At 67.2% G+C, this 17919-nt stretch carries 15 protein-coding genes; 2 read left to right on the plus strand and 13 right to left on the minus strand.

The genetic code is table 11. The features are described from left to right. Window positions 1-2: 2 nt before the first annotated feature. A complete protein-coding gene (locus tag FB461_RS05620) occupies window positions 3-2009 on the minus strand; it encodes an ATP-dependent DNA helicase (RefSeq protein WP_142119720.1) in 2007 nt (668 codons plus the stop codon). Window positions 2010-2018: 9 nt separating this feature from the next. Continuing rightward, window positions 2019-3578, minus strand: a complete 1560-nt coding sequence (gene hflX / locus FB461_RS05625; RefSeq protein WP_142120821.1) for a GTPase HflX — start codon at window positions 3576-3578, stop codon at window positions 2019-2021. A 118-nt stretch (window positions 3579-3696) separates the two neighbouring features. Here hflX and FB461_RS05630 point away from each other — a divergent pair, with 118 nt between their 5' ends. Next, the gene (locus FB461_RS05630) at window positions 3697-4410 is read left to right on the plus strand and encodes a class I SAM-dependent methyltransferase (protein WP_246046035.1); all 714 of its coding nucleotides are present in this window, start codon (window positions 3697-3699) and stop codon (window positions 4408-4410) included. Between the two features lie 122 nt (window positions 4411-4532). On the opposite strand, the gene dapF is transcribed toward FB461_RS05630, so the two are convergent. The 10 genes from dapF to pgsA form a co-directional block, all read right to left on the minus strand. Further along, complete coding sequence (gene dapF / locus FB461_RS05635) at window positions 4533-5447, minus strand: diaminopimelate epimerase (RefSeq protein ID WP_142119722.1); 915 nt, start codon at window positions 5445-5447, stop codon at window positions 4533-4535. Then, a complete protein-coding gene (miaA, locus tag FB461_RS05640; RefSeq protein WP_142119724.1) occupies window positions 5444-6478 on the minus strand; it encodes a tRNA (adenosine(37)-N6)-dimethylallyltransferase MiaA in 1035 nt (344 codons plus the stop codon). Before miaA ends, dapF begins: the two co-directional genes overlap by 4 nt. Continuing rightward, entirely contained in the window at window positions 6475-8088 is a 1614-nt protein-coding gene (gene miaB, locus FB461_RS05645) for a tRNA (N6-isopentenyl adenosine(37)-C2)-methylthiotransferase MiaB (RefSeq protein WP_246046036.1), read from the minus strand. The genes miaA and miaB overlap by 4 nt, the downstream gene beginning before the upstream one ends. A gap of 55 nt (window positions 8089-8143) precedes the next feature. Further along, the gene (locus tag FB461_RS05650; protein WP_142119728.1) at window positions 8144-9658 is read right to left on the minus strand and encodes an Rnase Y domain-containing protein; all 1515 of its coding nucleotides are present in this window, start codon (window positions 9656-9658) and stop codon (window positions 8144-8146) included. Window positions 9659-9845: 187 nt separating this feature from the next. Then, window positions 9846-10403, minus strand: coding sequence for a regulatory protein RecX (locus FB461_RS05655; protein WP_142119730.1), 558 nt, complete (start codon window positions 10401-10403; stop codon window positions 9846-9848). A 56-nt stretch (window positions 10404-10459) separates the two neighbouring features. Next, complete coding sequence (gene recA, locus FB461_RS05660; protein ID WP_142119732.1) at window positions 10460-11479, minus strand: recombinase RecA; 1020 nt, start codon at window positions 11477-11479, stop codon at window positions 10460-10462. Between the two features lie 217 nt (window positions 11480-11696). After that, complete coding sequence (locus tag FB461_RS05665) at window positions 11697-11915, minus strand: DUF3046 domain-containing protein (RefSeq protein WP_142119734.1); 219 nt, start codon at window positions 11913-11915, stop codon at window positions 11697-11699. Between the two features lie 24 nt (window positions 11916-11939). Next, complete coding sequence (locus FB461_RS05670) at window positions 11940-12269, minus strand: helix-turn-helix domain-containing protein (RefSeq protein ID WP_142119736.1); 330 nt, start codon at window positions 12267-12269, stop codon at window positions 11940-11942. A gap of 171 nt (window positions 12270-12440) precedes the next feature. Continuing rightward, a complete protein-coding gene (locus FB461_RS05675; protein ID WP_142119738.1) occupies window positions 12441-12950 on the minus strand; it encodes a CinA family protein in 510 nt (169 codons plus the stop codon). Window positions 12951-12954: 4 nt separating this feature from the next. Continuing rightward, the gene (pgsA, locus tag FB461_RS05680; protein WP_142119740.1) at window positions 12955-13545 is read right to left on the minus strand and encodes a CDP-diacylglycerol--glycerol-3-phosphate 3-phosphatidyltransferase; all 591 of its coding nucleotides are present in this window, start codon (window positions 13543-13545) and stop codon (window positions 12955-12957) included. Between the two features lie 75 nt (window positions 13546-13620). Between pgsA and FB461_RS05685 the strand changes: the two genes are divergently transcribed. Continuing rightward, window positions 13621-14955: a CapA family protein gene (locus tag FB461_RS05685; RefSeq protein WP_142119742.1), complete on the plus strand. Its 1335-nt coding sequence runs from the start codon at window positions 13621-13623 to the stop codon at window positions 14953-14955. Between the two features lie 24 nt (window positions 14956-14979). Here the strand turns inward: FB461_RS05685 and FB461_RS05690 are convergent, their stop codons facing one another. Then, entirely contained in the window at window positions 14980-17850 is a 2871-nt protein-coding gene (locus FB461_RS05690; protein WP_142119744.1) for an FtsK/SpoIIIE family DNA translocase, read from the minus strand. Window positions 17851-17919: the final 69 nt, after the last annotated feature.

The following is a 17919-nucleotide window of genomic DNA, read 5'->3' on the forward strand; positions in this document are numbered from 1 at the left end:
CGTCAGGAGCCACTTCCGAGTCGGCGCAGCGCCCCGGCGGCCTTCTCGAGTGAGTCGGTCTGCCAGAAGCCCGGCAGGGACCGGATGAAGTAGGACCCGTAGCCCTTCGTCCTGAGCCTGGGGTCGAGGATCGCCACGACCCCGCGATCAGTGCTGCTGCGGATAAGGCGACCGGCGCCCTGGGCGAGCGGCAGCGCGGCGTGCGGCAACGCGACGGTTTGGAAGCCATTGCCGCCCTTCTTCGTCACGCGTTCCAGCCGAGCCGAGACGATCGGGTCGTCGCGCCGAGCGAACGGGATCCGGTCAATGATGACCAGCCGGCACGAGTCGCCCGGCACGTCGATGCCCTGCCACAGGCTCATTGTTCCGAACAGAGACGTCTGCTCCTCCTGCTTGAACCGTGCGATCAGTTCCGGGACATAGCCCTCGTCCTGGCTCAGGACCGGCAGGGAGAGTCGATCCCGCATGGCCTCGGTGGCCTCAATGGCGCCGCGCTTGGAGGTGAACAGGCCGAGCGTGCGCCCGCCAGCGGCCTCGATCAATTCGGCCATCAAGTCGAGTTGCTCCGGGGTGAGTCCGGCGCGGCCAGGCTCGGGCAGGTGACGGGCGATGAAGAGAATGCCCTGCCTGCGGTAGTCGAATGGCGTGCTGACGTTGACGCCGCGCCATCTGCTCGATGCCGTGGGGGGCGCCGATTCGAGGTCATCGGACCGGGAATCGGCCGGCAAGGGCGCCCAGGTCCCCTCCTCCTGTGCGGAGAAGAGGCCGACTGTCCGCGCGAAGGGCTCGAATGCCCCGCCGAGGATAAGCGTGGCGGAGCACATCACCACCGTGCGGGACTTCAGTATCTGCTCGCGAATGGCTGCGGACACGTCGAGGGCGGCGATCTTCAGACTGGCGGTGGCATCGCCCGGGCGCCGCTCAGTCCAGAGCACGTCCCATTCCCCGCCCACCAGGAGGCGCTCGGCGATCTCGAAGATGTCCGTCACGGCGGCCCGGGCCACCTTGTGCGTGACCGCCTGCGTGTCTCCATCCTTGAGGTCGCTGAGCGCGGATCGTGCCGCTGTTTGGACGAGTTCCACGGCGCTTGCCAGCTCATCGGGAAGCCCTGTGGTGAGCCGGCTGGCATCGAACTGGACCAGTTGCTCGGCAAGCGAGCGGGCCGCCTCATCGAGTTTCGATGCGCCCGGCGTCCCGTGACGGCGCAGGCGCTTGGCCGCGGAGGTCACCGTGCCCACCGAGAGTTCCTGCGTGGTGGACGAGGTCACCCGCGCGACAAGGTCGTGCGCCTCGTCGATCACCAGCGTCGAGTGGGGCGGAATGATGCTCTCATTGCCCGCCGCGGCGATACCGAGCATGGCGTGATTGGTGACCACCACGTCGGCCCTGCTCGCGTCCTCGCGCGCGAGTTTGGCGAAGCATTCCTCCCAGAAGGTGCACCTGTTGTTCAGGCACTCGGACGTGGAAACCGACACCTGGCGCCAGGCGCGATCCGAGGCCGACCAATCGAGATCATCGCGGTCGCCCGTAGTTGTATCGGCGGCCCATTCGCGAAGCCTGGTGACCTCCGCGCCCAGTGCGCTGGTCGCTCCCGCGGTGCTGGTTTCCGGCAGGTCGAACAGGGACGATTCCTCGTCCGGGTATCCACCCTCGACCTTGTTGCGGCACGCGTAGTTGCTCCAGCCTTTGAGGGCGGACGAGGTTACAACGCCGCCGCGAAGCTCCTTGATCTGCTCGGCGACGAGGGGAATGTCCTTGGCGAGCAGTTGCCGCTGCAGGGCGATCGTCGAGGTCGAGACGACGGCTCGGTGACCGGGCTCGCGCGCGGCGAGCATGGCCGGGATCAGGTAGCCCAGGGATTTTCCCGTACCCGTTCCGGCCTGAACGAGGAGCGTTCCGCCGTCGGTGATGACCTCCGCGACCGCATCGGCCATGTCCTGCTGCCCCGCCCGCGGTTGCCCGCCCATCGCGCCCACGACTCGTTCGAGAACTGTGCGCGGCGTGATCATCGAACGAGTCTACCGACCCGCATCATCGCCAACCGCAACCGCGCTGAGTTGCCGGGCGAGTTTCTCGTCCACGAATGCCACTATGCGCGTGCCCGCCTCACGATGCTCCACGGTGGCGACCTCGCCGTTGCGATAGGCCCGCGAGACCAGATCGCCGTGGCTGTAGGGCACGGTCAGATCGATGTGGATACGCGGCTCGGGCAGCGACGCTGCGATCTGCTCGATGAGCGTCTCCAGCCCCTCCCCCGTGTGAGCGGACACGACGAGCGCCCCCGGCTCCTGCCGGCGGATCTCCGCGACCTGCTCGGGCGTCGCCGCGTCGGCCTTGTTGAGCACCACGAGCTCGGGGATCTGCGACATCCCCTCGATCTCCGAGAGCACCCCCCGCACGGCGCTGATCTGGCCGACCGGGTCGGCGTGCGAGGCATCGACGACGTGCAGCACCAGGTCCGCGTCGGCTGCCTCTTCCAGCGTCGAGCGGAATGCCTCCACCAGTTGCGTGGGCAGGTTGCGAACGAAGCCCACCGTGTCGGCAATGGTGAACTCACGGCCCGACTTGGTGCGGGCACGCCGCACTGTCGGATCGAGGGTCGCGAACAGGGCGTTTTCTACCAGAACCCCGGCACCCGTAATGGCATTCAGGAGCGATGATTTGCCAGCGTTCGTGTACCCGACGATGGCGACCGAGGGGATCTCCGCCCCTCGCCGCGCACGGCGCTTGGCCTCTCGAGCGGGGCCCATCTGCGCGATCTGGCGTCGGAGCTTGGCCATCTGAGTCCGGATGCGACGGCGGTCAAGCTCAATCTTGGTCTCACCGGGACCACGCGAGCCCATACCGGCAGCCCCCGCACCGACCTGGCCACCGGCCTGTCGGGACATCGATTCTCCCCAGCCTCGCAGACGGGGAAGCAGGTACTCGAGCTGGGCGAGTTCCACCTGCGCCTTGCCCTCCCGGGACTTGGCGTGCTGCGCGAAGATGTCCAGGATGAGGGCCGTCCTGTCGATCACCTTGACCTTGACGATGTCCTCCAGCGCCCGTCGCTGGGAGGGCGCCAGTTCGGAATCGACGATCACCGTGTCCGCCTCGACGTCCTCGACGATGTCGGCGAGCGACGCCGCTTTCCCTGAGCCGAGATACGTCCCCGGGTCGGGGTTGTCGCGCCGTTGCAGCATGCCGTCAAGGACCTGCGAGCCGGCGGTCTCCGCCAGGGCGGCGAGCTCGCGCAGCGAGTGCTCCGCCTCGGTGGCCCGCTGTCCGGAGTAGAGCCCAACGAGAACCACGCGTTCAAGGCGCAACTGCCGGTACTCGACCTCGGTGACATCTTGCAGTTCGGTTGACAGTCCCTGCACGCGCCGTAGCGCGCTACGCTCCTGCAGCTCCAGTTGCTCGCCATCGCGACTGGTGTGGCGGGTAGCCCCCTCGTCCAGCGCGGTGCCGCCGCGGGCGAGGATCCTTGCGACGACGTCCCTGGCCAGGGCGTCGTTCGCCCGATCGCTGTCCGTGCGTGATGTATCGCTTCCCGCCGCATCTTCGAGTTCGGAATCATGGGGGGTGAAGTCTTGGGTCATGCTGTCCTTAATCCTGCGTGCGATCCTCTGCGACGAGGCATCGCCGACTGAAGTTTCCATTTTCCCACGCTCCGCGACTGAAAGCCCGAGTTTTTTCGTCCCCGACTACGATGATCGGGTGTCAATCAACGAGGGCAAGCCCGAACATTCGCATTACTTCACGGCAATGGCTCCGGCGGCCGAGAGCGAGATCGAGTACCGCGAGGTCACCCTCGGCCCGTTCCATACGCGGGTTGCAACGGCACGCGGCGTGTTCTCGCACGAGCATCTCGACATCGGTACATCGATCCTGCTGCGAACGGTGGACGAACTGGAGGCGCCTCTGACCTTCCAGTCGGCGGCCGACGTGGGCTGCGGGTGGGGAGCGATCGCGCTGTATCTGGCGCTCGCGCGCAAGAATGCCGTGGATGGTGCCGGCGAGACGCAGCCGTGGCGGGTGGTCGCCGCGGACATCAACGACCGCGCCCTGGATCTGACGCGGCGCAACGCAAGCATTCACGCCTTGCCGCAGATCGAGCCGATGCGCGCCGAGGACCCGAGCGCCCGCGATTCGTTCGATCTCATTGTCTCCAATCCCCCGATCCGCATCGGCAAGGCGGCCCTCCACGGCATCCTCACCGCGTGGCTGCCGCGGCTGCGCGTGGGCGGGGCCGCGTACCTGGTGGTCGCCAAACACCTGGGGGCCGATTCACTGCAGCGATGGCTGACCGAACAGTTCGCTCCCGGCAGCGGATCTATGCTCAGCGCCGAGGGCGTGCCGGTGTCCGGCGAGGTCGGGCGCGTCCAGACAGCGAAGGGTTTCCGCATCCTGCGCGTCCGGCGGAACGCCTAGCCACCGGAGGACCGGCCAGCGGCGATGCTTCGCGGCGGAGGAAGTGCCGCGAACTGGCACCTCATGCCGTCGCGAGGTCGCGAATGACCCCAAGCGCTGGCGAGCAATCCGGAAGCGACGCGCTACCCGCTAAGGCCTTCGCGTTCGATATCGAGCCGCGCGAGGATCACGGCGGGCCCCGACAGTGTGATCGCGGTCAGGTCCGAGACGTCCACGCCGACCTGGCCACCCGGCACGTCGATGAGCCACTTGGCTGGCGCGGCCGGCCCGCCCCACAGGTTCAAGGCGACGGCGACCGCGCACGCGCCGGTCCCGCAGGACTCCGTCTCCCCCACGCCGCGCTCGAATACGCGCATGGCGGCCCGCCCCACGGGGCCACTCTCGCCCGCTATCTCCCCCAGTGGAACGGCGAACTCGACATTGCTGCCGTGGGGTGGCGCCGGTTCGACCTGCGGGGCGCGGCTCAAATCGAGCCCGGCCAGTTCGTCCGGGTCCGCCAGCGCAACGACCGTGTGCGGATTGCCCATATCGACGCTGAGCGCGGGGCGCGGGCGATCCAGCCCTGCAGCCGCCACCTCACTGTCCGATCCGGCGATTGCGGCCTCGGTCGAGTGGACGAGATTTCCAGGGCCCATGCCGACCGTGAACCATCCGGTGACAGCGTCCCTGCTCACAGTCTTGATACCGGCCCTGGTTCCGAGTGCCAGCGGCCCACCACTCAGGTCGCCAAGCCCCATCAGTTCGAAGAACGCCCCGAAAACGCGCACCCCATTGCCGCACATCTGGGCGATCGAGCCGTCCGAATTCCGGTAGTCCATGAACCAGTCGGCACCCGCGTCCGCTGCCGTGCGCGCGGCAGGATCATCGAGCGCGTGCGAGGAGACGAGCCTGATCACCCCGTCGCCGCCGATGCCCCCGCGCCGGTCCGCGAGCGCGCGAACAAGGTCATCGTTCAGGTCGACTTCGGATTGCGGATCGTAGATCAGCACGAAGTCATTCCGGGTCCCGTGGCCCTTGTAGGCGCGGATCGTCGTCATGACCCAAGCCTACGGCGCACTGGTTCGCTAACGGGCAAGGCGAAGCGCTCAGCGGGGTTCAGCGTGGCCGCTGGATCCGCCTGCGCCTCGCGAACGAACTCGGCGGCGCGATCGACCAGTTCCGCGCCGGATTGGGTGTCCGCGCGCAGCCACTTGATGCGGGGGTCACGACCGAACCAGCCCATCTGCTTGCGCGCGAGCCGTCGCGTCGCGGCGATGATCTGAGTGCGCGCGGTGGCGAGATCGATCTCGCCACGCAGGTGGGCCAGTGACTCCCGGTAGCCGACGGCGCGCGCAGCGGTGCGCGAGAATGCCTGCGCATCACCCCCCGCGAGTGTGGCGACCTCGTCGAGCAGGCCATCGGCGAGCATCGCATCCACGCGCCGTTCGATGCGCTCGTCGAGTCCTTCACGGCCGTAGTCGACTCCGAGCTGAACTGCCGGGCGGGTGTACGACGGTCGCGGCAGTCGCGCGCTGAACGGCTCGCCCGTCAGCTCGATCACCTCGAGCGCCCGGACTATCCGCCTGGGGTTCGCCGGGTCCATAGCACGGGCGGCGACGGGATCGAGGCTGGCCAGTTCGTCGAATAGTGCCGCGGAGCCCTCGTCCCTCACCCGGTCCTCCAACCGCGCGCGCACACGCGGGTCGGTGCCGGGGAAGTCGATGTCATCCAGGAGTGCCCGAACGTAGAGGCCGGATCCGCCGACGACGATCGCTCGACGCCCACGGCGTTCGACCCCCGCTACGTCGGCTCTGGCCGTAGCCTGGAAATCGGCGACGGAGGATTCCTCGCCCAGCGCGAGCACATCGATCTGATGATGTTGGTAGCCCCGGCGCTGCGAAACGGGAAGCTTGGCGGTACCGATGTCCATGCCGCGGTACAACTGGAAGGCATCCGCACCCACGATCTCCACGTGGCCCGGCCCGCCGAGCACGTCGGCGAGGTCGAGCGCCAGTTCCGACTTGCCTGCAGCTGTCGGCCCGACGACTGCGATCAGGACACGCTGCGACGCCGAGCTGCCCGCCGTCACCGACCGGCCCGCAGTGTGGGCATGCCGAGGGTGATCGGAATGCCGGGTTGCGCGGCGGCTGCATGATCGTGCCCGCCGCCCAGTAGCCGGGCACGCTCGCGCGCCACCCAGGCGTCGCCGGAGCGTGTGCCCCGGACCTCGTAGCGCCCTCCGTGAGTCACCGAGTCGGCGACTACGAAGTGCGGCGCGCCGCGCGTCACGGTCGCGGTCACGACGTCGCCGGGACGCGGCAGGCGCGGGTCGATGTCGTCGCGCAACCGCGGATCGTCCGCCATGACCTCGCGAGCTGCCGAGAAGCCGTGGCTGAGCCCATCGGGAACCTGCACGTGGACGAGCCTGTTGTCCCGCGCCCTGCCGGAGACACGGCGGGTATCCGTGTCCTTGCGACCCGATCCCTCCGTGACCAGAACCTCGACCGCGCGGCCGACTTGGGCGGCACCGTCCTGCGCGCTGATGCGCTCCTGCAGCGCGAGAAGGCGCTCGTAGCGCTCCTGCACCACTTCCTTGGGCAACTGGCCGTCGAGGGTCGCGGCCGGCGTTCCTGGGCGCGGCGAGTACTGGAACGTGAAGGCGGAGGTGAAGCGCGACTGCTCGACGACGTCTAGGGTTTGTTGGAAGTCCTCCTCCGTCTCTCCGGGGAAGCCGACGATGATGTCTGTCGTGATCGCGGCGTCCGGAAGCGAACTGCGGACGTTGTCGAGGATCGCCAGGAATCGCTTGGCGCGGTAGGAGCGGCGCATGGCCCGCAGGATGCGATCGGAGCCCGATTGCAGGGGCATGTGGAGGCTTGGCATGACGTTCGGCGTCTGCGCCATGGCTTCGATGACGTCGTCGGTGAACGAGGCGGGGTGCGGCGAGGTGAAGCGGACTCGTTCCAGGCCGTCAATCTCGCCACAAGCCCTCAGTAGCTTGGCGAAGGCTCCGCGGTCGCCGAACTCGACCCCGTACGAGTTGACGTTCTGGCCGAGCAGCGTCACCTCGACTGCTCCGTCGTCGACGAGCGACTGCACTTCGGCGAGGATTTGGCCCGGACGCCGGTCGCGCTCCTTGCCCCGCAGGTGCGGCACGATGCAGAAGGTGCACGTGTTGTTGCAGCCCACGGAGATCGAGACCCAGCCGGCGTAGACGGATTCACGGCGCGTCGGAAGCGTCGAGGGGAAAACCTGCAGGGACTCGGCGATCTCAACTTCAGCGCGCCGGTTGTGACGGGCCCGGTCCAGGAGCGGCACGAGCGCGTCGAGGTTGTGCGTCCCGATCACGACGTCGACCCACGGGGCGCGTTCGGCGATGCCCGACCTGTCCTTCTGCGCCAGGCACCCGCCCACCGCGATCTGCATTCCCGGCCGCGCGGCCTTGCTCGATGCCAATTGTCCAAGCATGCCGTAGAGCCGGGAGGAAGCGTTCTCGCGTACCGCGCACGTGTTGATCACGACGACGTCAGCCGCGCCCGTAGCCTCTTCAGCGGGCGACGCAGGCGAATATCCAGCGGATTCGAGCATGCCGGCGAGGTGCTCTGAATCGTGCACATTCATCTGGCAGCCGAGGGTCTTGACGATATACGTGGGGCCGGGGCGGGGGGCCGTCGTCGGGAGGGGCGCGTAGCTAGACATCAGGGACATTCTAGTCGGCCCGCAGGTACCTGTCGTCGAGCCCGCTGGCCGCGCGCTAGTGATCGGTGAGGGCGCCGATGATCGGATCGTCCTCAACAGCGGTACCGGTGGTTGCGACCGCGCGTAGCTCCTTGATCGCGGTCACGGTGACGAGGCTCGAGTTCGACGAGGCGAGTTCGATCTGACGCGCAACCTCGGCGGCGATCCGCGCCACGTCGTCGTCGGACACTGCGGCGGGTTCGACGATCACCCGAAGTTCGCGACCGGCGGCCAGGGAGAGGGCTTTTGCAACGCCGGGCACCTTGACGGCAACCTTCTCGAGGAGTTCCAGTCGCTGAGCGACGTGCGCCGCCTCGTCGCGGCGCGCGCCGGGCCGTGCCGCCGAAATCGCATCGGCGATTTGGACGATGACCGATTCGACAGTCTCGTGGGGGATCTCGTCATGGTGCGCGGCAACGATCGACGCGACTACCTCGTCCTCCCCGTTGTCCCGCAGGAATTCGGCGCCGACGGCCGCATGCGTGCCGACGATGTCGCCGGTGAATGCCTTGCCGATGTCGTGTAGCAGGCCGCCGCGGCGAGCGAGGTCCGTATCTGCGCCAAGTTGCTCTGCGAGATGTGCCGAGATCTGTCCCACCTCGAGGCTATGCGCCAGGACGCTCTGACCGAAGGACGTTCGCAGGCGGAGTTTCCCGAGCACTTCAATGATCGGTTCGGCGAGTCCGTGGACGCCGATCTGCTCGGCTGCCTGCCTGCCCACCTGAAGGGTTCGCGACTCGATCTCGTTCGCGGCGCGGGCAAGAGCGTCCTCGATCCGCTGGGGATTGATGCGCCCATCGCTCACGAGTTCGGACATGGCCACTTCGGCGATCTCCCGTCGGGTCGGATCGAAGGAGGCGAGCACCACGACGGAACTGCTGTCCTCGATGAGCACGTCGACACCGCTCGTCGCCTCGAAGGTGCGGATGTTGCGCCCTTCTTTGCCGATGATCCGGCCCCGCATCTCCTCCGATGGCAGCGCCACGGTCGTCACCGCGGCTGCCGAACTCGCGGACACGGCGAGGCGTTCTACCGCGGAAACAATGATCTCCCTGGCCCGGTCCTCGGCTTCGCTGCGCGCCTCGGACTGGATGGCGCGGATGGTGGCGGCGGCGCTGCGGCGTGCCTCGTCCGCGAGCCTACGCTCGAGCGCCGACTTGGCCGCCTCCCGATTCATTCCGGAGATGCGCCCGAGTTCTTCCTCGATTCTCGACGCTCCGTCAAGGTGGAGAGCCTCGAGTCTCTCCTGAGCCTCTTTGAGGGCTTCTTCGCGTCGGAGTAGCCGCATGCGCTGTTTCCGCAACGCCCGCCGTTCCTCGACTAGGTCGCGCTCCTCGTCGCGCAGTTGCGCCTGCCTGCTCTGGATTTCTGCGGAGCGGTCGCGGAGGTGGTCGCGAAGTTCACGCGAGTCCTCCTTGGCCTGCCGGCGTACCGCCGCGGCCTCTCGGCGGGCGACCAGCACGAGGATGAGTGCGATGAGGCAGGCGGAGAGCAACGCGAGGACATATCCCCATTCAAGTACGCCAAACATGTCGCCACCTCCGCTACATCGTTGTGAAAGTGCACATTACGCGAATTCGATGGGAACTCGCGACATCCGCATCGGGGAAGGTGTCCGGTACGACCGATTCTGTCCGATTCGTCCGGTTGCGAACCGCTGTCCGGTCGTCGTCGCGCGCACCCCACGCTCACGGACGGGATCGACGACGATACCCATTCTATTGCGAGGAATGCGCCCGCAGGGCTCGCGCGATGACGTCGGGACTGAATCCGCGTCGTGCGAGGGCGCCGAAGATCCTGCGGACGGTCTTGGCGTCTGATAGGTCCTCCCCTCGGCGGAGCTTGCGCGCGACGAATGCCGCGGCGACCTCGAGTTCGCCTTCGGGGGCATACTCTTCAAGCGCGGTCTCGGCGACTCCGGGTTCGATTCCCTTCGTCCGCATTTCCTCGCTGATCGCCCGGCGCGACCGCCCAGCGCTGTCACGACGATTCCGGACCAGAGATCGTGCGTAGTCGAGGTCGTTGATCAGGCCGACCTCGGTGAATCGGTCGATGACGGCCCAAATAGCCTGCTCCTCGAATCCCCTGGCCGCCAATTTGGCGGCAATCACGGCTGAGGGCTGCGCAGCGTTCGTCAGAATGCGGAGCGCAGCCTCGCGCGCAAGGTCGATGCTCCCAGGGTCTTCCGGGGGGCGCGGCCCGCGGCGCCGATCGGCCGCTGTTTCGTCCGACCGATCGGCGCGCTGGCCTGTGGAGTCCGAGCCGGTATTGCTCATCCCCGAGTTCGCCCCCTGAGAACGGGATGAACGCGCATCGCGCGCCCTGCCCGCCACTACTCGTCGCTATCTGCGCCCGCGGGCCCGATGCCCAGCTTCGACTTGATCTTCTGCTCAATCTCATCGGCGAGATCCGGATTGTCGCGCAGGAAGTTGCGGACGTTCTCCTTGCCCTGACCGAGCTGATCGCCCTCGTAGGTGAACCAGGATCCGGATTTGCGCACGATTCCCTGCTCGACGCCGAGATCGATCAGGCTTCCCTCGCGCGAGATTCCGACGCCGTACAGGATGTCGAACTCTGCTTGCTTGAAGGGCGGCGCCATCTTGTTCTTGACGACCTTGACGCGCGTTCGGTTCCCGACGGGGTTCGTCCCCTCCTTGAGGGTTTCGATGCGCCGGATATCGAGCCGCACTGACGCGTAGAACTTCAGCGCCTTGCCACCCGTGGTCGTCTCCGGCGATCCGAAGAACACACCGATCTTCTCTCGCAACTGGTTGATGAAGATGGCGGTGGTTCCCGAACCCGACAGCGCTCCGGTCAGTTTGCGCAACGCCTGCGACATGAGTCGCGCCTGCAAGCCAACGTGGCTGTCACCCATCTCGCCTTCGATCTCGGCCTTCGGAACGAGCGCCGCGACCGAGTCGATCACAATGATGTCGATAGCGCCGGAGCGGATCAGCATGTCCGCAATCTCGAGCGCCTGTTCGCCGGTGTCGGGCTGCGACACGAGCAGCGCATCGGTGTCGACACCCAACTTACCGGCGTATTCGGGATCGAGCGCGTGCTCGGCATCAATAAAAGCCGCCACTCCCCCCGCCCGCTGGGCGTTCGCAACCGCGTGCAGGGCGACTGTCGTTTTACCCGAGGACTCCGGTCCATAGACCTCGATGATGCGCCCCCGAGGTAGCCCGCCGATGCCAAGGGCCACGTCCAGGGCGATCGAGCCGGTCGGGATCACCTCAATCGGAACCCGATCCTCGGCACCAAGGCGCATAACGGAGCCCTTGCCGAAGTTACGGTCAATCTGCGCGAGAGCTGCTTCGAGCGCCTTTTCGCGGTCTGCCGGTGCGGCCATGAGAGAACCTTCCATCCGTCGAGCCGAGGGCGAGGCGGTCGCCGCTCAGCGTGGTCAGGGTCGACCCTAGGGTCTACCTCTGACATCATCAGATCTTTGCCGATTGCTCTCGCCGACGGTCGCGATGTGGAAAACTCACGGCCCCGCGCGTGGAAGCGGATCAACATTAACCCGCTCAGCCTATCGCACAAGTGTTCTACGAAAGGTCGACACGCCGCTACCGGCGCGCCTCGGGAAGGCCCCAGTGATACTCGTACGGCACGTCAAAGTCCGCGCACATCGCACGCCACACCGCACCCGGATCGATTCCGCGGCCCAGGGCATCCTGCGGGGTTGATCCTCCCAGATCAAGCACCACGTGCTCGCTAGCGATGGTGCGGCCGTGGCCGACTCCGAACACGGTGTCAACGCACTGCCAGAATTCGCGCAGGTCCATCGAGTTCGCTGTGCCTCGCGACCGTCAGACGACGGAGGTCAGTGTGCGGTAGCCGCTAGGAGCATCCGAAACCGCACCGATGGTGAAGTCCGCGGGAAGCGTGTCGGGGACCTCGAGGGCCTCGGAAACCGCGATACGGTCACCCACCTGGTGCAGCACCGTAGACATCGGCACATCAAGGGCCTCGCAGATCGAACTCAGCAGTTCGGACGAGGCCTCCTTCTGACCGCGCTCGATCTCGCTGAGGTAGCCGAGGGACACGCTCGCCTTGGAGGACACCTCGCGTAGCGTGCGTCCCTGACGCTGGCGCAGGTCACGTAGCACGTCACCGATTTCTTGACGAAGCAGAATCATCGTGCGTCCTCCTTGTGTGTGTCCCGTGCGCTTACTCGGCTGACGGACGCTCGCGACGCGGATTTCCACGCCAGCCTCGCGACCAACCTTAGTTCCACCATATTTCATCGCTGTGTACAACCCGAGACGGGGCCGTGTTATTCCAGCCGGTGAGATCATCGGTCGCGACGCTCACTCTCCCGACTCGCCGGACCTCACCATAGACAATGCTTCTGACAATGCCCTGCGAACGACCTGCGCACGGACCTGCGTGCGGTCACCCGACAGTCGCAGCCGCAGAACCCGCTGCGTGACGTGGTCGTCCGAGTCTGCCAGCCGCAGGCCCACGTACACCTCGCCGGCGCAGTGCCCGCCGTCGGAGCCGGGGCCGGCGACGCCGGTGGTGGAGATCGCGAGACGAACTCCGAGCATGCGGGCTGCGCCGTCCGCCATCTGCGCGGCCACCTCCGGATCGACGGCGCCGCGCGCGGCAAGCAAGTCGTGCGAAACCCCCAAGACGCCAGCCTTGATCTGCAGGTCGTAGGCAACGATACCGCCGCGCAGCACTGCCGAGGCGCCAGGGATGTCCACGATGGCCGCCGCAACCAGCCCGCCCGTCAGCGATTCCGCCGTGCCGATCGAGATGCCTCGAGCCGAGCAGGCTCCCACCAGGTCCGCGGCGAGGGGACGCGAGTCGGGCATCGGCCTACTCGCCACCCTCGCGGCGATTGGCCGCCGCCAATCGCAGTGCGTCCACGACGTACTGCACACCCGTAGCAACCGTCACCACGACCGCAACCGCCAACAGCAGGTGCGCGCTCCATCGCACCGCGGAGGGAAGAGTCCACAGCGGCAGCAGTGCGAGCGTAATCCCCGCCACCTGCAACGCGGTCTTGATCTTGCCGCCCTGCGACGCCGGAATGATCGCTATGCGCACCAGCAACAACCGCAGGAAGGTGATCCCCAACTCCCGAGCGAGGATCAGTATCGTCACCCACCACCAGAGCTCCCCAAGTGCGCTGAGGGCCACCAGCGCGACGCCTATCAGCAGTTTGTCGGCGATGGGATCGAGCAACTTACCCAGGTCGGTGACCGTATTGCGACTGCGGGCGAGGTGCCCGTCGAGGCGGTCTGTTAGCGCGGTGGCGAGGAAAAGCGCGGCGGCGATCCAGCGCCACGCGGGTTCGGTGCCACCCATGGCGAGGACCACGGCAAGTACGGGCGCCAGCACAACCCGGATAGCGGTCACTGCATTCGCTGCATTCCACTGGAGCAACAGCGGCCTGGGTTGGTTCACCCCTCTAGCCTAGGCCGTGCTGGTCCCAGATCGAGATTCGCGGCGCGCTTTGGCGCCGCACAGTATTCTGCTGTGATGCCCCGTCACGCCGCTCCGCGCCCGCCACGCAATCCCATTGTCCGGATCGCGGGGATCGCGATCCTGGTCTGCGTCGTCGCCGTGGCGGGCCTGGGTACGGCCATCGCCGTCGGCGCTTGGAGGCCCTTCAAGGACGAGCCCTCCGCCACTGCCGGGTCAACGACCCCGGGGCCGGCGACGCAGGCCTCGTCCACGCCAGCCGACCCCGCCACCACCCCCAAGCCGGTGGCACCCACCACCCCGCCTCCGCCAGCAGTAGCGAAATTCACGATTCTGGCGGCCGGCGATGTCCTTGTGCACACTCCCGTCAGTGCATCCGCTCGGGTGTCTGGCGGTTACGATTTCAACCCGCTTCTAGCCGGCATCGACGAGTGGGTGCAGGGCGCCGACCTGGCGCTGTGTCACCTTGAGACCCCCATCGCCCCCGAGGGTACGAAGCCCAGCGGGTACCCGATGTTCGGGGCGCCGCGCGAGATCGTCACGGCCCTCGCCGAGCAGGGGTGGGACGGTTGCTCCCTGTCCTCGAACCACTCGGTGGATCGCGGGTATAGCGGGATCGAGGCCACGATCGCGGCGATGCGGGACGAGGGCCTGGGTTTCGAGGGCACCGCGACCAGCGAGAAGATGCAACGCATTCCGCAGCGCTACACATTGGAGCGCGAGGGCATGACCATCGACATCGCGCACATCGCCGCCGCCTACGGACTCAACGGACTGTCGGTGCCCGCGGGAAAGCCATGGTCCGTGAACCTCATCGATGTCGATGAGATAGTTGCGCAGGCGAAGCAGGCTCGCGAGGACGGTGCGGACCTGGTCGTGGTCAGCCTGCACTTCGGGCAGGAGTACCGCGTGGCCCCTACCGACGACCAGTTGCGGATCGCCCAGGAGATTGCGGATTCCGGGGCGGTGGACCTGCTGATCGGCCACCACGCGCACATCCCGCAGCCCATGGCGAAACTCGCGGGCGGACCGCGAGGCGACGGCATGTGGGTCGCCTACGGACTGGGCAACATGCTCTCGAACCAGGATTCGAGCTGCTGCGTGGCTGGCACGGAATCCGGGCTGCTCATGGTCGCGGATGTGACCAAGACAGAGGGCCAACCGGCCGCCGTCACGGACGTGCGCTGGCAGGGAATCACCGTGGATCGCCGCGGCAAGCATCACCTGTTCCCCTTCGCGGGCAACCTCAAGTCCGGCGCGGGGACGCTGAGCGCAGCGGAAATGAAGGCACGTCACGCGCGGGTCGCGGATGAGGTGGGCGACGAGGCGAAGGAGATCAAGGAGGCGCCTGTACCGACTGGGCCGGCCCCGACGGTAGAAAAGCGTGGATGATTCGGGCAGTGCCAGCCCAGTAGGTCAGCCCCGGTCGGTGAGCTGCCAGGCGTCCTCGGAGCCGTCTTCCTCATCGTCGTCGTAGACGTGCGTGCCGATCGGATCGTCCGCGACTGCGGGACTCGCCCCGGGCCCGTCTCCACGCAACAGCGCGAGCGTGCCCGCCAGGTCGTCGGGTTTCACGAGCACCTCGCGCGCCTTAGAGCCCTCGGATGGGCCGACGATCTCGCGCGATTCGAGCAGGTCCATCAACCGGCCGGCCTTGGCGAATCCGACCCTGAGCTTGCGCTGCAGCATCGACGTCGATCCGAACTGGGTCGTGATGACGAGTTCCGCCGCCTGCAGCAGCACGTCGAGGTCGTCGCCGATGTCATCGTCCACGACCTTCTTGGACGAGGCGACCGCCACGTCCTCGCGGTAGATCGGCTTCAGCTGGGTCTTGACGTGCTCCACGACGTCGTGGATCTCGGATTCACTCACCCACGCGCCCTGCACGCGCATGGGCTTGGCCGCCCCCATGGGTAGGAACAGGGCGTCGCCCTGCCCAATCAGTTTCTCCGCGCCCGGCTGATCCAAGACGACGCGGGAATCGGACAGCGACGATGTCGCGAAGGCCAGGCGCGAAGGCACGTTGGCCTTGATCAGTCCCGTGACGACGTCGACGCTCGGTCGCTGGGTGGCGAGCACGAGGTGAATACCGGCGGCGCGCGCGAGCTGCGTGATGCGCTGGATCGACGCTTCGACGTCGCGGGGCGCCACCATCATCAGGTCGGCCAGCTCGTCCACGACGACCAGCAGGTACGGGTACGGGGCGATCTTGCGCTCCGAGCCCGGCAGCGGCTTGACCTTGCCCGACCGCACTGCGGCATTGAAATCGTCGATGTGCTTGTAGCCGAACGCCGAAAGGTCGTCGTAGCGCGCATCCATCTCCCGAACGACCCACTCCAGCGCCTCGGCCGCCTTCTTGGGGTTCGTGATGATCGGGGTGATCAGGTGCGGGATGCCGTTGTAGATCGTGAGTTCGACGCGCTTGGGGTCGACTAGGATCATTCGCACTTGGTCGGGGGTCGAGCGCATCATGATCGACACGATCATCGAGTTCACGAAGCTCGACTTACCGGCGCCGGTCGCACCGGCGACCAGTAGGTGGGGCATCTTCGCGAGGTTGGCGAGGACGTATCCGCCCTCCACGTCCTTGCCGACGCCGATGACCATGGGGTGCTCTGTCTGGCGCGCCCTGGCGGAGCGCAACACATCACCCAGCACCACCGTCTCGCGGTCCACGTTCGGGATCTCCACGCCGATGGCGGACTTGCCCGGGATCGGGGAGTGGATGCGCACGTCCGCGCTGGCCACGGCGTAGGCGATGTTCTTCTCCAGCGCCGTCACCCGCTCGACCTTGACCCCGATGCCCAGTTCGACCTCGTACCGCGTAACCGTGGGCCCGCGGCTGAAGCCCGTGACCCGGGCGTCGATGTTGAACTGCTCGAAAACGGTTGTCAGCGCCTCGACCACGCGATCATTGGCCGCGCTGCGCGCCTTGTGCGGCGCGCCGGCGATGAGCATGTCGTCCGTGGGCAGCAGGTAAACGATGTCGCCGCCCAGCACCGGCTGCTCGCCCTGCGGCACGCCGCGGGTCTCGGGGGCCACGAGTTCGCGGTCCTCCTCATCGGCTGTGGGCAGTAGCTGGGTCTCCGCGTCGTTCGACTCCCGTTCGACGGCGTCGTCGGCGGTTCGAACCGCGTCGGCATCGTCCTGATCGTAGGCGTCCTGCTCGTCCTGGTCGTACCAGTTGGCGGGGATCGGTCCAGTGTCGTCCGAGGCGATACGCTCGGCGGCCTGGACGAAGGCCTCGTCTCCGACGTAGCCCTCGGGAAGGATTTCGGTTGGGTCGTCAGGGTTCGCATCCCTCTTACGGCGGCCGAAGATGCGGCGCCGAGGCGAGGGCGCGGCGGCTGGCGAGGTTCCCGGCAGATCGTGCGAGTCAACGCCCTCGGCCAGGAGCAGCGCGTCGGGTGACTCGTCCTCGTCGTCAGGGCGGTCCGATGACTGCCCCCGCAGCACGGCGCCGAGATCGCTCACGGACAGATTTGCGACGATCAGCAGCCCGAACACGAGCAGCAGGATCAGCACGGGGACCGCCAGCCAAGCAGTTAGCCCCGCCACGAGCGGAGTCGACAATGCCCAGCCGATCAGGCCACCTGCGGCCGACGCGCTGTGCCAGCCATCGGCCTCGGAGTGGATCGATGGCGAGTGCCGCACGATGTGGATCAGGCCGCTCGCGCCAAGGATAAGTGCCGTCACTCCGATGGAAAAACGCCCCGAGTGCTCGCTGCGAACGGGGTTGCGCATGAGTCGCACCGCACCGGCGATGAGAGCCAGCGGAACCAACTTGGCGAGCAGGCCGAAGACGAAGGCGAAGGCGAAGTAGACCCAGGTGGAAACCGGACCTCCCCCGCCGAACCACCCCGCCGCTCCCGTGAGCAGGGCGACGATGAGCAGCAGCAGCGCGGTGCCGTCGCGGCGATGCGCGGGATCGAGATCCTTGACGTCCCTGCCCATGCGCCGGACTCCCGCGCCGATCACGTGCGCGATTCCCAGGAAGAAACCGCGCACGGCGCGCACGATCCACGGCGGCTTGACCGGCTCCGCGGTCTTGACGCGTGGCTTGGCCTGCGTTCGCGGCGCGGGCTTGGACGAGTTCTTCTGCGCACGAGCGGAACCGCGATGATCGGCTGAGCCTGACCCGCCGTCCTGCCCCGGCGCCCTCTGCGCGCGCGCGCGTCCACTCGTGGTCGGCGGCGACGAAGACAGCGAGGACTCAGCGTTCCGACCGGACTGCCGACCGGACCCGCCACGCCCTCGCGCGTCACTGTTGTGCGAACGAGCAGACATATGAGTCAATCTATCGCCGCCCGAACCCCCGGCGCCGCTAGGCGCGCTGGGATTCGGGCAGGTTGAAGG

The sequence above is a fragment of the Rarobacter faecitabidus genome (genome assembly GCF_006716265.1).
GTDB lineage: Bacteria > Actinomycetota > Actinomycetes > Actinomycetales > Cellulomonadaceae > Rarobacter > Rarobacter faecitabidus.